This window comes from Saccharibacillus qingshengii (assembly GCF_013185195.1).
Taxonomy (GTDB): domain Bacteria; phylum Bacillota; class Bacilli; order Paenibacillales; family Paenibacillaceae; genus Saccharibacillus; species Saccharibacillus qingshengii.
The window spans coordinates 52,009-67,698 of the sequence record NZ_JAAZWC010000024.1 but is presented as its reverse complement, the minus strand read 5'-3'; the positions used below and the strand labels follow the sequence as shown (position 1 = coordinate 67,698).

At 57.2% G+C, this 15,690-nt stretch carries 10 protein-coding genes; 4 read left to right on the top strand and 6 right to left on the bottom strand.

Annotated features, from left to right (window positions below):
• The first annotated feature begins 344 nt into the window (after positions 1 to 344).
• A complete protein-coding gene (locus HRQ60_RS18095) occupies positions 345 to 530 on the top strand; it encodes a hypothetical protein (protein WP_172198379.1) in 186 nt (61 codons plus the stop codon).
• Between the two features lie 63 nt (positions 531 to 593).
• Here the strand turns inward: HRQ60_RS18095 and HRQ60_RS18090 are convergent, their stop codons facing one another.
• The 6 genes from HRQ60_RS18090 to uvrB all read right to left on the bottom strand — a co-directional run bounded on the left by HRQ60_RS18090 (position 594) and on the right by uvrB (position 13,552).
• Positions 594 to 3,107, bottom strand: coding sequence for a U32 family peptidase (locus HRQ60_RS18090; protein ID WP_172198376.1), 2,514 nt, complete (start codon positions 3,105 to 3,107; stop codon positions 594 to 596).
• Positions 3,108 to 3,351: 244 nt separating this feature from the next.
• Entirely contained in the window at positions 3,352 to 4,866 is a 1,515-nt protein-coding gene (locus tag HRQ60_RS18085; RefSeq protein ID WP_172198373.1) for a PA2928 family protein, read from the bottom strand.
• Positions 4,867 to 4,966: 100 nt separating this feature from the next.
• Positions 4,967 to 6,847, bottom strand: a complete 1,881-nt coding sequence (locus tag HRQ60_RS18080; protein ID WP_172198370.1) for a stalk domain-containing protein — start codon at positions 6,845 to 6,847, stop codon at positions 4,967 to 4,969.
• Positions 6,848 to 6,909: 62 nt separating this feature from the next.
• A complete protein-coding gene (locus HRQ60_RS18075; protein WP_172198367.1) occupies positions 6,910 to 7,968 on the bottom strand; it encodes a S1C family serine protease in 1,059 nt (352 codons plus the stop codon).
• A 299-nt stretch (positions 7,969 to 8,267) separates the two neighbouring features.
• Positions 8,268 to 11,144, bottom strand: coding sequence for an excinuclease ABC subunit UvrA (uvrA, locus tag HRQ60_RS18070; RefSeq protein ID WP_172198364.1), 2,877 nt, complete (start codon positions 11,142 to 11,144; stop codon positions 8,268 to 8,270).
• A gap of 407 nt (positions 11,145 to 11,551) precedes the next feature.
• Positions 11,552 to 13,552 (bottom strand): excinuclease ABC subunit UvrB, encoded by a 2,001-nt coding sequence (gene uvrB / locus HRQ60_RS18065; RefSeq protein WP_172198362.1) that lies wholly within the window; start codon positions 13,550 to 13,552, stop codon positions 11,552 to 11,554.
• A gap of 195 nt (positions 13,553 to 13,747) precedes the next feature.
• On the opposite strand from uvrB, the gene HRQ60_RS18060 reads away from it, so the two are divergent.
• The 3 genes from HRQ60_RS18060 to HRQ60_RS18050 are packed head-to-tail and all read left to right on the top strand — an operon-like array spanning position 13,748 to position 15,605.
• On the top strand, positions 13,748 to 14,038 hold the full coding sequence (locus HRQ60_RS18060; RefSeq protein ID WP_172198360.1) for a hypothetical protein: 291 nt from the start codon (positions 13,748 to 13,750) through the stop codon (positions 14,036 to 14,038).
• Complete coding sequence (locus HRQ60_RS18055; RefSeq protein ID WP_172198358.1) at positions 13,990 to 14,769, top strand: flagellar motor protein; 780 nt, start codon at positions 13,990 to 13,992, stop codon at positions 14,767 to 14,769. Before HRQ60_RS18060 ends, HRQ60_RS18055 begins: the two co-directional genes overlap by 49 nt.
• Positions 14,766 to 15,605, top strand: a complete 840-nt coding sequence (locus HRQ60_RS18050; protein ID WP_172198356.1) for an OmpA/MotB family protein — start codon at positions 14,766 to 14,768, stop codon at positions 15,603 to 15,605. Before HRQ60_RS18055 ends, HRQ60_RS18050 begins: the two co-directional genes overlap by 4 nt.
• Positions 15,606 to 15,690: the final 85 nt, after the last annotated feature.

Genomic DNA, 15,690 nt, shown 5'->3' with positions numbered 1-15,690 from the left:
ATTCAGGAACCAGAAAGAGAACTTTGGAGCATGGTGTATCAAGCCTAATTTTGAACAATGTTTCATTGTATTTAAGCTATCGGTTGACGACTACTTTTAAGCTGCCAGCCGATAGGCTGACACTGGCTCTTTGGTTGAGTAAGCATTCTAGTTTGCTACGTTCGGTTATGCTGAACAAGTGTTGCATATGGTTGCTTCTATTTATAAAAGTGTGAGAGTAACTTCATTCTACACGAATCCGGTAATGAATCTCTTTGTATTCAATTCCAGGTATTGCACTTCATTTTATAATCCGTCATCTCCAAAAAAGATAACCAAAGCAGCTTTAACCTGCTTATCGGCATATGCTGGCCAACGTCGAACACCTCAATGCGCTGCCGGAAGGCCAAATGCAGGGCCGCGAATTCGCCGTGACTCCTGCGATCACACTGAATGCAGGCAAAGCCATGTACCTGAGCGGACAGACGGAGAAAACGGCGGCCATGAAGTTACAGCATCTTAAACGAATCAAAAAGACGTTCCGCATCTAGGCTGCGGAACGTCTTTTTGTGTGCTTTGCCCTTTGGGCCTCTCTATTCAGGAAAGTCCGTTTCCTACTTCACCAACTGCCCTCTCGTCACGCCCAGCTGATTCGTCGCTTTCAGCTTGCGCCACACTTCGGAACCGCTGATCTGGCCGTTCAGGGCGCGGGTGTAGAGGTCAAGGACCTCATGCACCTGCTCCGGCGTTTCTTCGAGGAACTCGATCCGGTAGCTTGGAACGCCGGCGTTCAGGAATTCGTTCAGGTATTCGGCGCCGGACTGCTCAATGGCGTTGTAGACGGTATTGCGGCAGCCTTCGTCGACGCGGACCGGGTGGGACATGCCGATCCGGTCGCGCAGCGACGCACGCTGTTCTTCGCACGGGCGGCCGCAGTTCGTGAAGTCGGTGCCTTCGCTCATGAACGTGCAGTAGACGCAGTGCTCGGTATGGAACATCGGCATATGCTGATGGATGACAATCTCCATCTTGCCCGTCTGCGAACGTCCGAGCAGATCGACCATCTGCTGGATGTTCAGGTCGTACGACGGCGTCACGCGGTCGAGACCGGCTTCGAGGAACAGGTCGACGGCTTTGTGGTTCGCCACGTTGAGCGAGAAGTCGCCGATCAGTTCCGGATGGTTCTTATCCGGATTCTCTTGGCGGTGGCGCAGGTAGTAATACAGGGCCCCTGTATTGCGGACGAGCACGGCATCCGGCTCCAGGCGAAGAATATTCGCATGGTAGCCGTTCTCGCCCGGCATGTGGATCCGCGGCGTTGCCAGCGCGATCCGCTTGCCGGCCGCCCGTACGGCTGCGACAGCCGCCGGGAACTGCTTGATGAACTCGAAGTCGGCGTAGATCATGCCCACGCCGGCTTCCAGTGCCGCTTCGACCTGCGGCAGGCTCCGGCACAGCGCCGTGAGGCGGGCCTCGGAACGCTCCATCGGCTGCGCAGGCTGTTTGGAATCGCCGTAGACGGCGATATCGCGCTGCACGTAGACGGGCGGCTTCGGACGCTCGCCGGCCAGTTCGTCGACCGCGCGGCGGCGCATGGCGTTCAGTTCGCGCATCGGTACGATCACGTCGCCGTGCAGCTGCACGTCCAGCTCTTCGAGCTGGTAGACGGTACCGCCGAGGCGGCCGAACTGTTCTTCCAGAATTTCATAGCCGAGCGGGCGCTTCTTGGCGATCTCAAGCTCCATCTCGGATTCGACGCGCACCGTCGTGCCTTTGTCCAGATCGGTCCAGACGGAGACGAGCGGCTGCCCCGGATTGCCCGTGACTTTCACGGCCAGCGGGAATACCCGGTAAGGCTTGTCCGTTTCGTACGTTTGACGCAGACGGCGGTCGAGCGCGGGATCGTTCGTTTTCCAGATCCGATCGCCCACATGCAGACGGCGCAGATCGACGTCATTGCGACCCGGCACGATATCGATGACCCAGCCCTGATCCGCTTCGCCTTCCAGCTTCACGCCTTTGCGGCGCACGTCGTACACGCGTCCGCCTTCTTCTTTCTTCGTCGGATCTCCGGCGTCGAACACGATGCCGTCACCGCGCTTGAGCGGAGCTTCGATCCGGCAGACGACACCGTCGCGCAGAATCTGCTCGACCCGGCCGAGGTAGACGCCGCGGCTCTTCGGGAAGGTACCTTCCACGAGCTGTTTGTTGTTCGTGCCGTCCAGGAAGCCGTGCGTCAGACCACGCGAGAAGCTCTGCTGCAGTTCGCGCACTTCCGCTTCCGAAGGCTTGGCATCGTCGCCGTCGAAGTAGCGGTTGATGGCGGCATTGTACTTGCTGACCACGTTCGCGACATATTCCGGTGTTTTGAGACGGCCTTCGATCTTGAACGACGTCACGCCCGCTTCGATCAGCTCCGGCATAATATCGATCGCCGCAAGGTCTTTGGGCGACAGCAGGTAGGCGATATCGCCCATCGGCTTATGTTCCCCGTCGACCATCAGATCGTACGGCAGACGGCAGGCCTGCGCGCATTCGCCGCGGTTGGCGGAACGCCCGCCCCACATTTCCGACGTCAGGCATTGACCCGAATACGAGACGCACAGCGCCCCGTGCACGAACACTTCCATCGGCAGCTTGGCCTGATCGCCGATCTTGCGAATCTGCTTGAGGTTGTTCTCCCGGCCCAATACGACCCGTTCCATGTTAAAAGGCTTCGTAAATTCGACCGCTTCCGGCGACGTGATGGTCATCTGCGTCGAACCGTGAATCGGGAAATCCGGCGAGATCTCGCGGATCATTTTGACCAGGCCCAGATCCTGTACGATTACCGCGTCCACTCCGGCGACTACACAGGCATCGATCAGCCCGCGCGCATCTTCCAGTTCATTTTCGAAGACGAGGATGTTGAACGTCAGGAAGCCTTTAACCCCGTAGCTGTGCAGGAAACCCATGATCTCCGGCAGTTCGTCCATCCGGAAGTTGTTGGCCCGTGCCCGTGCATTGAATTTCTCGACGCCGAAAAAGACCGCGTCCGCGCCGTTCGCAACGGCCGCGCGCATGCAGTCCCAATCGCCGGCCGGGGCCAGCAGTTCGACGTCGCGTCTTGTAATTGTCCGTGTATCCATTTATCTGTATCCTCCTGCGCACCGCTTCGGGAATCCCGTTCTTTTCCCCGTTGAGCCGCTTGTGTTAGTCGAAGTTTATATCGTCCGAATCGGCGTCATATCTTAATTTTTAACTTATCTATTGTAGCAGAGTCGAGGTCTCTTTGACAGGGCTTATTGCTTGTCAGCTAACAAAAAAAGAGACACGCCGGCATAATCCGCGTATCTCTCGTCTATCTTTGCCAACCCTTTGAACATACCCGGCTCAAAACCCCAGGATTCGATCATATTGAAAATCATACCCTGCGGAATGCCCGTCTGTCAGCGAGAGCAGGATCAGATAGGAACTCTCCTGTGCGGCTCGCCCTTCGACGGCCAGCATCCCTCCGGAAAGACTGAACCCGTCAATCGATTTCAATCGGGTATCCGCGGTCCATAGCAGGCTGCCTTTCTCGGGATCAAAAGCACTGAGCAGGAGATTCGGATTGTCCGCTGCCGCCGCGTCGTGTACAATCAGCAGCCGGTCTTTCCCGCTCTCCGGATCGGCATAACGAAACGGCGGCCCTTCGGACGCTCCGTTCAACGCCAACAGCTCACGGGCAGTCTGCTCGTACGCTTCCCGATTCTTGCGGTGAGACACCTGAAGATCCGGAAGATCCGGCGCTTGAACAAGGCTGTCGTACGAGGGGAATTCGCTGATCCGGTACGGATCGGAAGAAGGGTCGTCAGGAGACTCTTTCCCGATCAAAAAGCCGCCGTTCAAAAAAACAGACTCCCCTACAGGTGTCCACTCCGCTGCGGATGCTGCACCTGTACGCGGCGGTTGGCCTGCATAGATCCGTTTGCGCGGATCTGCGGCCGCTCCGCTTGCAGGAGCCGACCCGCCGCTGCCGAAAGTGCCTTGCTTCAAGGCTTCCGCCTGCTGCTCATTAAGAAAAGACAGATAGGATTCCGGGTCGGCCTTGGAACGAATCAACCCAAGACGTTCGCGCCCGGAATCGGTTTGAGGCGCTGCGGATTCATCGAAATACGCGGCGGGATCCTCACCGTCAAGAACCTCGCCCTGCAGCGTATCGGGATCGACCGCATACAAGGCTCCATCCAGTCCCCGCATGACGGCCCGCCCGTTTTTATCGTCCCAGGCATAACTTTGAGGATCTTCCGGGAATATGCCCTGCAGCGCCACATTGGCTTGTTCCAACGTGGTCCGGTCCGCCAGCTTCTCCCCTTCCGCTTTGCCGAGAACCGTCAGCCCTGCGCCGTCGCACAAAACGATTCGTTCCGGAGTCTGCCCAAGCAGAACCGGTTCGTACGCGCTGCCGATTCCCGTTTTCCAGATCGGAGTACCGGATTCGGTATCGATCGCATACGCATAGGCTTGGCTTGTCCCGCTGACTGTTCCGTTCTCTATCGTATTGGCCAGGAACTTGTCGACCAGCATCACCGAGACCGGTCTGCCGGACTGCTCATAGCTTACCGGATCCGAAATGACACGCGCGTTCCCCGCCCCCAGAAGAATCACGGACAGCAGCAAAAACAGCGCCAGCGGGAAAGCAAGCAGAACCAGCCCGACGATACTGCGGAGCGCGAAACTTCGCAGCGGATGCCGACGCGGCCGGTTATGGTCCAAGCTGCCAAACAGCGGACGAACCAGCGGAATAAGCGCCACAACAACCGCGATACCGACCAGCAGATACACAAGGGTCAGAAAAACGTTATGCCACGTCGCATCGTTATAATGAAAAGCCAACTCGATTTTTTCCAAAAGCGAAGGTTCCATTCGGCAAAACTCCTTTTGATCATCGATTGTCGCAAAAAAATAGACCGAACCCCGAAAATCCCGAGCCGGTCTATCTCCATCCGCATGCAGACGCCATTCTTTACTTAAGGAATTTAAACGATTGAAGCGCCCGCTTGATGCCGTCCAACTGCTGCGGGGTCGCCATCGCTTGATCCAGCTGAGTGTGCATCCAGTAGGTGCTGTTTCCGTGGCGGAAATAAATGTCTTCTGCCTGATAAGGGCTGCCGTCCGTTCCCGTATAGGCCAGACGAACAGCGGGAGCTCCCGCAAACAAAGTCCGCTGCGGCGGTTCCACGGACATCGTCGGATCATCCAGCTTCAAATCGGCGTAACCCCGGGCCGCTTTGGCGGCTGCCGCTTCGACACCTTCGCCGATCAGGGTCAGGGACAGGGAACCGCCGGGAAGGGAGTAGCGCAGCTCGGGCTGCACGCCGCTTCCGGGAATACTGGTCCAGTAAGCCGGAACGCTGATTTGGAAATCCGTCGTGCTCTTGGTGACGTTCAACGATTTGTCTTTGAGGTACGAGATTTGACCGAGCTTCCCAAAAGAAGAAGCGACCGTATCGAAGTCGATATCGAGCGAGCCGATGATCCGGCGGAAGGTTTGTTCCTTGTACGCTTCGGCCGGAGCCGAATAACGCAAAATGTAGAAGTATCCTTCCTGCTGCAGCACGAGCCAGTTCCAGTGATACTCCTCGGTACCCAGCTGATACGTGAGCTTCTCCAGGCGTCCGTCCACCCCGGCAGCCTTCAGCGGTTCGCTGACGATCGGCTTGGCCTTTCCGGTGACGAACAGTTCATCCATCCGGCTCTGCAGAAGTGTATGCCAGTCTTGCAGCGTTTCTCCTGCGGCAGCTGAAGTAACCTGCAGCGACAGGGAAGAACCGTCTTCCGCAGCGTACTCGAATTGACCTGTGTCTGTCGGAATCCACTCGGCCGGCAGTTTCAGCGTCACTCCGTAATCCGACGAAGCGGCCGACACCTGTCCGTCTTTGATCGTCGACAGGTCTTCGGTCTTGATTCCCGGCGTTGCAAAAGAAGGACGGAACGAGTCCAGAAGTTCGGCACGTTCTTCAAGCTCCCGATAATCTTCGACCAGCGAATCGCCGAGGTACAGGGTATACACGCGCCCTTGATCGTAATAGCGGCGGGCTTCCCAATACAGACCGTCCAAGTCCCGCGTAATCAGGCGGGCATAAGGCAGTATGGCATTCGGGAACGTTTCCCGGTCCACGACCGTTTCGCCGGATTCCAGCGCTTCTTGTTCCAACTGCTCCAGAACATCGGAGAGCGGTACCGAAACGGACGCGTCTTCTTCCCAGACATGAATTTGAAGCATATAAGTGCCGTCCGGGTCACCGAGTATAGCCGAGAATTCATTGTCTCCCAACTCGGCTGTCGCATTTTCCGGATAATCGATCGACCAGCCCGCATAGCTGCTGCCGACCCGTCCGGAAAGGCCTTCTTCGTCGCCTTTGACAGGCTTCTGTCCCGGAATTCCGTTATCCGATTTCAGCGTAACGACAATTTTGCCGGAAGCCACTTTGACTGCGGCGCCCAACATGTCCGTTACCGGACGCAGAGGGACCATAAGGGTACCGTTTTTCATTACGGGTGCAGCGGCCAAAGCCGATTTGCTGCCGTTTACCCAGGCCGTCTTGCTGCCGATCGTGAACGTCGCCGCTTTGGAACCGTAGGACAGGCGAACCACATCTTCGCCTTCAAGCCGGCTTTTCGTACCAAATGCGCGCTGGAATACGCCAAGCGGTACCATGACCGTTCCGTTTTGCGTATACGGCTTTTCTATCTTGGTCTTCTCTCCGTTCACGAGCGCCGATGTACTTCCGATCTGAACTTCCAGTGTCAAAGTGACCGATTCGGCCGCCAAAGCCGATAAGGATGTTCCGATCGACAGCAGCAGAACGAACAGAAGCGCCATACCCTGTTTTGCCAGTCTCACTCGCTCTCCCCCTCTTTTTTCTTCGCGTCCTGCCGGCAGATTCGCCGTGCGCAGACCGTATCTCATTCGTTCGTCAATTTGATGCTGCGTTCCACGATATCCCCGCCGGACTGCATCAGCACCTTGACCTTTTGCCCGGGTACATAGGATTTCATCAGCTCGTTCAGGTCAACCACAGCCGTAATCCGGTGACCGGCAACGCTGTACAGCACATCGCCTTCTTGGACGCCGGCGGCTTCCGCTTCTTTGGAGATCACTTCCGTCACGGTCAACGGATCTTCCGAAGGCAGACCGACCATCGCGGAGAAGCTTTCTTCCAGGTGGAGTCCCAAGCCGGCACGCACCACTTCCCCTTTGGCGAACAATTGGTGCACGATATACTGAACGGTAGCCGCAGGAATCGTAAAGCCGGTATTGTCGATATCGACCGCCGCAAATTTCATCGAATTGATTCCGATGATCTCGCCCTGCATATTGACCAGCGGACCTCCGCTGTTGCCCGGGTTGATTGTCGCATCCGTCTGGATCAACCGGTACTCCGCTCCGGCGGCGCGGTTAAGACCGCTGACGATTCCGACCGTTGCCGAGTTGCGCAGCGATAAGGATACCGGCGTGCCGATCGCGATCACCTGCTCGCCGACGAGCGTCGTTTTTTGAGCCGACACGAATCTCGCAGGTTTGAAGCCTTTCACGTTGATTCGGATCAGGGCCACGTCGCTGATCGGATCGCTGTATACGGTGCGGACTTTGTAAGACTTGCCTTCCGACGTGACCACCTGGATATTCTGCATATCTTCGACCACATGCGCATTGGTCACGATCCAGCCGTCCGAACGGATAATGACGCCCGATCCGTGTGCCCGGTCATGCCCTTCCGCTTCTTCCGTGCCTTCTTCAAGTCCCCACTCTTCCGAGTGATCGACCGGTACCTCGCCCGTAATCCCCACTACCGAAGGCGATACCTGCGCAATAATCTGCGGAACCGTTTTGGCGTAAGCCGAGCCGGACGGCTTTGCGGCAGCTGCCGCGGCGGTTTCCGTTTGGGCGAACAGACCGAAGCCTCCGATTCCGATTGCTCCTGACAGCAGCAGACACGCCGCTTTCGTTCCCGTTTTTCTCATTCCGTCGACAACCCTCTTTCTTCGCATGTCCGGATTCCGGCATAATCATTCCCGATTTAACCGATCCGCAGGGCGGCAGCCGCAGAACAAACTCCGCCTTTTGCATATCAAAAAGCGGGATTTGACCAGGCCCGGCCGGATCGTTTTATATCGTGTAGAGCTTCGTTACTCTCTTTCTTCACTCTATTCCATCTTTTAGAAAAAATGAAGCTATTTTTATACAAGTTGGGCAAATTCAAAAAAAGAAAGCGGCCGCCCCAAAGGCGGCCGCTTTCGGGCCAATATTCGCGTTCCGCTTATTATTTGTCGGCCGTCTCGCGGTCCGGCGCATTCTCCAGACGGGTACGTTCGGTATCCCGTTCAAGGACCGGCGCCAGATAATGGCCGGTATACGAACCTTTCACTTTGGCGACCTGCTCCGGCGTGCCGGATGCGACCACATCGCCGCCGCCGCTTCCGCCTTCCGGTCCCATGTCGATCAGGTGGTCGGCCGTCTTGATGACGTCGAGATTGTGTTCGATCACGAGTACCGTATCACCCGATTCGACCAGGCGGTGCAGCACGTTCAGCAGGCGGTCGATATCGTCCACATGCAGGCCCGTGGTCGGCTCGTCGAGGATATAGATCGTTTTGCCGGTGCTGCGGCGGTGCAGTTCGGAAGCAAGCTTCACGCGCTGCGCTTCGCCGCCGGACAGCGTGGTGGCAGGCTGGCCCATTTTGACGTAGCCAAGACCCACGTCAAGCAGGGTTTGCAGCTTGCGGCTGATCTTCGGCACGTTCTGGAAAAATTCGACCGCGTCTTCGATCGTCATTTCCAGGACGTCGGCGATATTCTTGCTCTTGTATTTGACTTCCAGCGTTTCGCGGTTGTACCGCTTGCCTTTGCACACTTCGCACGGAACGTAGATATCCGGCAGGAAGTGCATCTCGATCTTGATAATGCCGTCGCCTTTGCATGCTTCGCAGCGGCCGCCCTTCGTATTGAAACTGAAACGGCCTTTCTGGTAACCGCGCACTTTGGCTTCGTTTGTCGTCGCAAATAGATCCCGAATGTTGTCGAATACGCCGGTGTAGGTCGCCGGGTTGGAGCGCGGCGTACGGCCGATCGGCGACTGGTCGACTTCGACCACCTTGTCCACATGCTCCATGCCGCGGATTTCCTTATGCTTGCCCGGTTTGACGCGCGCACGGTTCAGGTCGCGGGCCAGAGCTTTGTGCAGCACGCCGTTGACGAGAGAAGACTTGCCGGAACCCGATACGCCGGTGACCGCCGTGAACAGGCCGATCGGCACCTTCACATTAACGTTGTTCAGGTTATTTTCTTTCGCCCCGCGAATTTCCAGCCAGCGCTCGCCCGGCTTGCGGCGGCTCAAAGGAACGGGAATAAAGCGGCGCCCGCTCAAATACTGCCCCGTCAGGGAGTCCGGATTGTCCATCACTTCCTGCGGCGTGCCTTCCGCGATAATCCGGCCGCCGTGTACGCCGGCTCCCGGACCGATATCGATAATATAGTCGCTCGCCATCATCGTGTCTTCGTCATGTTCGACCACGATCAGCGTGTTGCCGAGATCACGCATATGCAGCAGCGTCTTGATCAGACGGTCGTTGTCCCGCTGATGCAGGCCGATACTCGGCTCGTCGAGAATATAGAGCACGCCCATCAAGCTCGAACCGATCTGCGTGGCCAAACGGATCCGCTGCGCTTCGCCGCCGGAGAGCGTGCCGGCCGCGCGGCTGAGCGTCAGGTACGTCAAGCCGACATTTTCGAGGAAGCCGAGCCGGCTGCAGACTTCTTTGAGAATCAGGTTTGCGATCGAACGTTCTTTTTCGCTCAATTCGAGTTCGTTGAAGAATTCCGTCGCTTTGGAGATCGACAGATCGGTCACATGCGAGATACTGACTCCGCCCACGGTCACTGCCAGAATCTCGCGCTTCAGACGCTGGCCTTTGCAGGTACCGCACGGTTTGGTGCCCATGAAGCCTTCGATGTATTCGCGCATGCTCTCGGATGAAGTGTCCCGGTAGCGGCGTTCCAGGTTCGGAATGATGCCTTCGAATGCTACCGTAACTTCTTTGCTGCGGCCGAAGTCGCCTTCATAGCGGAATTTGACTTTCTGGCCGTCGGTTCCGTACAGAATCTTGTTCGTTTGTTCCGCAGTCAGCTCGGATACCGGCACGTTGGTCGGAATCTTGTAATGTTCGCACATGGCGGCGAGGAACTGCGGATAATAATTGGACAAGCCTCCGCTCCAGGCGGTAAAAGCGCCGTCTTCGATCGATTTGCGTTCGTCCGGCACCAGCAGTTCCGGATCGACCACCATCTTGACGCCAAGTCCGTCACAGTCCGGGCAGGCGCCGAACGGGCTGTTGAACGAGAACATGCGCGGCGCCAGCTCGTCCATACTGAATCCGCAGATCGGGCAGGCGAAATTGGAACTGAATCTCAGCTCTTCCTGGCCCATGATATCGACCAGCAGCTGACCGCCGGACAGCTTCAGCGCCGTCTCGATCGAATCGGCCAGACGGGTCTGAACGTCTTCCTTGATCACGATCCGGTCGACGACGATCTCGATCGTGTGCTTCTTGTTTTTCTCCAGCTCGATAGTCTCCGACAGATCGCGCAGTTCGCCATCGACTCGGACACGGACGAAGCCCTGCTTGGAGATTTCGGTGAACAGGCTTTTGTGCTCGCCTTTTTTGCCCGCGATAACGGGAGCCAGAATCTGCAGCCGGGTCTTCTCGGGGAACTGCATGATCCGGTCCACCATCTGCTCGACGGTCTGGGAAGTGATCTCCACACCGTGGTCCGGACAGTGGGGCTTGCCGATCCGCGCAAAAAGAAGCCGCAGATAGTCGTAAATTTCCGTAACGGTACCGACGGTCGAACGCGGGTTGCGGCTCGTCGTCTTCTGATCGATCGAGATCGCCGGCGACAGTCCGTCAATCGAGTCGACGTCCGGTTTTTCCATCTGGCCCAGGAACTGCCGCGCGTAAGCGGACAGCGACTCGACGTAGCGGCGCTGCCCTTCGGCGTAAATGGTATCGAACGCGAGCGAAGACTTGCCCGAACCGCTCAGGCCCGTCAGGACGACGAAACGATCGCGGGGGATCGTGACGTCTATGTTTTTTAAGTTGTGTGCTCTGGCACCTTTGATTACGATATTTTCGCTTGCCACCGGCCTCAACCTCCACATAAATCATTCTGTTTGTCTACTTTCTCGGCAGGACGCTTTTTCAAAAAAGAACGTTTGCCGGCTGGCCAATCGTCTGCGCTCGGAGAGACGCTGCGGGTCCGGCCGTATCCTTACGATCGCGTGTTGAAATCGGATTTCTTGGATGATGTTCTCTAGGGGGAGAAATCCGATTTCAAAGGCGAGCGCTGCGCTTCTTCAGGATACAGCCTCCCCCTGCGCTGCTGCTCGCCGTACGCTTCCGGTAGATCCGTGCGGCCATTCTTTTTGGAGAGCTTTTCTGCAGGAAAGTATTGTTCTTGGGAAAAAGATTGCGTCCGCACGGATGCGGACGCTGTATATGAGATAGAATAGGCATGATGTCGGAATAAAAAACCAGGGTATGCGGCGGCTCAGTCCGCCGCGCGGAGTTCCAGCAGAGCGTCGCGAAGTTCCGCGGCGCGTTCGAAGTTGAGGTTCTTGGCGGATTCTTTCATTTCTTTCTCCAGACGCATGACCAGCTTCTCGCGATCCCGTTTCGTCAGCTTGGTCGTTCCGTCGATGCCCGACAGGAAGTCGCTGCCGCTCTCGGCGGCTTTGGTCGCTTCGATGACATCGCGCACTCTCTTCTTGATCGTCTGCGGCGTAATGCCGTGCTGCAGGTTGTGTGCGTGCTGGATGTCGCGCCGGCGCTGCGTTTCGTTCATCGCTTTTTCCATCGAGTCGGTGATCTTGTCGGCATACAGGATAACCCGGCCTTCCGAGTTCCGGGCCGCCCGGCCGATTGTCTGGATCAGCGAACGTTCCGAGCGCAGGAAGCCTTCCTTGTCGGCGTCGAGGATCGTGACAAGCGAGACTTCCGGAAGGTCGAGACCTTCGCGCAGCAGGTTGATGCCGACAAGCACATGGAAGACTCCGAGCCGCAGATCGCGCAGAATGGCAATCCGCTCCAGCGTCTTGATGTCCGAATGCAGGTAGCGGACCTTGATCCCGACTTCCTTGAGGTAATCGGTTAAATCTTCGGACATTTTCTTCGTCAGCGTCGTGACGAGCACGCGCTCGTCCTTCTCGATCCGGTCGCGGATCTCGCCGATCAGATCGTCGATCTGTCCGTCGGTCTTGCGCACTTCGATGATCGGGTCCAGCAGACCCGTCGGCCGGATGATCTGTTCGACCATCGTCGGGCAGTGCTCGATCTCGTACGGACCCGGCGTCGCCGAGACGTAGATGAGCTGGTCCGCTTTCTGTTCGAATTCCTCGAACTTCAGCGGACGGTTGTCGAGTGCCGAAGGCAGACGGAAACCGTAGTCGACCAGAACGTTCTTGCGCGCCTGGTCGCCGTTGTACATCGCCCGGATCTGGGGCAGCGTCACGTGCGATTCGTCGATCACGATCAGCAGGTCGTCCGGGAAGTAGTCCATCAGCGTGTACGGCGTCGCCCCGCGTTCGCGGAAAGTCAGCGGACCCGAATAGTTCTCGATGCCGGAGCAGAATCCGACTTCCTTCATCATCTCGATATCGTAGCGCGTACGCTGTTCCAGCCGCTGCGCTTCGAGCAGTTTGCCTTCTTCCTTGAACACGGCAAGGCGCTCTTCGAGTTCCCGCTCGATATTCGTGATGGCGATCTTCATCTTCTCTTCGCGGGTGACAAAGTGGGAAGCCGGGAAAATCGCGACGTGATCGCGTTCGCCGGTGATTTCGCCGGTCAGGACGTTAATCTCGCTGATCCGTTCGATTTCGTCGCCGAACAATTCGATCCGGACCGCGTGCTCTTCGCGCGAAGCCGGGAAGATTTCGACCACGTCGCCGCGGACGCGGAACGTGCCCCGGACAAAGTTGATATCGTTGCGCTGGTACTGGATATCGACCAGGCGGGACAGGATCTCCTGCCGGGACTTCTCCATGCCGACGCGCAGCGACAGCAGCAGATTGCCGTACTCCTGCGGCGAACCGAGACCGTAGATGCACGATACGCTGGCGACGATCACGACGTCGCGGCGTTCGAACAGCGAACTGGTCGCGGAGTGGCGGAGCCGGTCGATCTCCTCGTTGATGCTCGAATCTTTTTCGATATACGTATCGGAAGAAGGAACATAGGCTTCCGGCTGGAAATAGTCATAGTAACTGACGAAGTAGTCGACGGAGTTGTTCGGCAGGAATTCCTTGAATTCGCTGGCCAGCTGGGCGGCCAGGGTCTTGTTGTGGGCGATGACCAGTGTCGGACGGTTCAGCTTCGCAATCGTCTGGGCGATCGTGAACGTCTTGCCCGTACCCGTCGCTCCAAGCAGCGTCTGGTGTTTCTTTCCGGCGTGTATGCCCTCGACCAGCTGGTCGATCGCACGCGGCTGGTCGCCCTGCGGTGTGAATTCCGAGACGATCTCAAACGGTTTGTTGCTGATTACAATATCGCTCATTGGCCCTATTTCACCCTCGTCGTTTGAAGTGATAGTATTTGAAGCAGAGAATACGAAAAACCGGCGCATCGCTTTCGTTTGACACGCCGTTCGGATGCTTATATTGTAAATAACCACATTTCCGCATGGAAAACTTGCACCGGCTAAGCGGCTGTCGATCGAAAATGCGGAAAAGACTGTAGGTGCCGCGTTTCCATGCCTGCAAAAAGCCTTGAAAATAAAGGCGGCGTTCGTTGTCGAAGAGCTTCGGCTTTGCCGGAATCCGGACAAAAAATGGCACAGTTCGGCAGCGAAGAACAAAATTCTCCGCTCGTCGAACATCCCGGAATAGGAATGCTTGTTCCCGTTAAGTATACTCTCTTTTTGTCCCTGATGCAATTATTTATGAAAACGGAAGACGCTCATTTCAAGCTTTTGCTGCAGAGAGGAACGAATGCATGGACATTACGACTGTTATCGGAATTATCGCCGGATTTGCCGCTTTGATCGGCGGATTCTTGTGGGAAGGAGGGCAGGCCGGAGGCCTGCTCCAGGGCGCTGCCGCCCTGATCGTATTCGGCGGAACGGCGGCGGCGGTAGTCATCAGCTTCCCGTGGAAAAGACTGCGGCAGCTCCCCGAAGCGCTCCGTCTGGCTTTTGGTTCGCGCCCGTCCGACTCCGAGGAATTGATCGAAGATCTCGCCGGCCTGTCTTCCGTCGCCCGGCGTTCGGGGATTCTGGCGCTTGAACAAACGGCGGAAACGCACGAACATCCTTTTATGAGGGAAGGTCTCAGCTTGATCGTGGACGGAAGCGACCAGTCGCTGATCCGGCATATTCTTGAACTCGAGATCGACAAACGCCAGGACAAGTTCGACGGCTATGCCAAAATTTTCGAATCCGCCGGAGGCTATGCGCCTACCATGGGAATTATCGGAACCGTGATGGGATTGATCCGCGTGCTGGGCAGCCTGACGGAACCGGCGAATCTCGGTTCGTCGATCGCCGTCGCTTTTATCGCTACCCTGTACGGAGTCGCCAGCGCCAACCTGATTTTCCTGCCGATCGCATCCAAGATCCGGGCGCGCGGCGAAGAGGAGGTTCAAGTGATGGAGATGATGCTCGAAGGCCTGCTGTCTGTCCAGAACGCGGAGAATCCGAATCTGGTCCGCAAGAAACTCGGCACTTACCTCGACGATGAACGCAGCGATAGACCGGCCGGAGCGGTTTCGCGATGAGCAGACGCCGCCGCAAACGCCGGGAAGGCCCCGCGCATCAACAGGAACGCTGGCTGATTACGTATGCCGATCTGCTGACGCTGCTGCTGATCTTTTTTATTATCATGTATGCGGTCAGTACGATCGATGCGGAGAAATACGAAGCCGTCTCGGGATCGCTGCAAACGACGTTTCAAGCCGGTACCAGCATTCTGGATGGCGGACCGAAAATCACGGGCGAACAGGGGCAGCAGATCCCCGGCAGCGAAGGAGATGACGAAGGCACGGGCGGAGAACAAGCCCAGATCGAACCGGTGCCGGAAGACGAGCCGACCACGCGCGAACTGGCTTTCCGCGAACAGGAACGGCAGCTGGCCGGCTTCCTTCAGACCATTCAATCCTATGTGGAAGAAAACAACCTGCAGGACCAGATTTTTGTCGCCGACAAACCGCAGGGGATCTCGATCACGCTGAGCGACCGCTTCCTGTTCGATATCGGCCGGGCCGATCTCAAAAGCGGCGCCGCGGGTATTCTGGATCGGCTGTCGAGCTTGTTCGGCACGATCGGCGCGACGATCAGTATCGAAGGCCATACCGACAACCAGCCGATCAAAGGCGGACGGTATGCCGATAACTGGGAGCTGTCGGGCGATCGGGCGCTGTCGGTCCTTCGCTACTTTATCGATGTCCGCAGCCTGCCTCCGTCCCAATTCCAATATGCCGGTTACGCGGATACGCGGCCGGTCGGCAACAATGCTACCGTGGAAGGCAGACAGCAGAACCGGCGGGTAGAGATCACCGTGCTCCGCCAGCTTCAGTCCGACGGTGCCGCGGCGCCGGCTGCCCCGGCCGGATAGATTTCGCAGAAGCGTATTTCAAAACTCGAAAAAGCCCCGGCCGAACCCCGTATACTGCGAGGTTTGGCCGGGGTGTTTTCGTCTG

Excerpts from the sequence above, each read along its gene's own strand:
- HRQ60_RS18090 (WP_172198376.1), bottom strand. The coding sequence starts at position 3,107 with ATGGATACACGGACAATTACAAGACGCGACGTCGAACTGCTGGCCCCG.
- HRQ60_RS18085 (WP_172198373.1), bottom strand. The coding sequence starts at position 4,866 with ATGGAACCTTCGCTTTTGGAAAAAATCGAGTTGGCTTTTCATTATAAC.
- uvrB (WP_172198362.1), bottom strand. The coding sequence starts at position 13,552 with ATGAGCGATATTGTAATCAGCAACAAACCGTTTGAGATCGTCTCGGAA.
- HRQ60_RS18055 (WP_172198358.1), top strand. The coding sequence starts at position 13,990 with ATGGACATTACGACTGTTATCGGAATTATCGCCGGATTTGCCGCTTTG.
- HRQ60_RS18060 (WP_172198360.1), top strand. The coding sequence starts at position 13,748 with ATGCCTGCAAAAAGCCTTGAAAATAAAGGCGGCGTTCGTTGTCGAAGA.
- HRQ60_RS18050 (WP_172198356.1), top strand. The coding sequence starts at position 14,766 with ATGAGCAGACGCCGCCGCAAACGCCGGGAAGGCCCCGCGCATCAACAG.
- HRQ60_RS18095 (WP_172198379.1), top strand. The coding sequence starts at position 345 with ATGCTGGCCAACGTCGAACACCTCAATGCGCTGCCGGAAGGCCAAATG.
- HRQ60_RS18075 (WP_172198367.1), bottom strand. The coding sequence starts at position 7,968 with ATGAGAAAAACGGGAACGAAAGCGGCGTGTCTGCTGCTGTCAGGAGCA.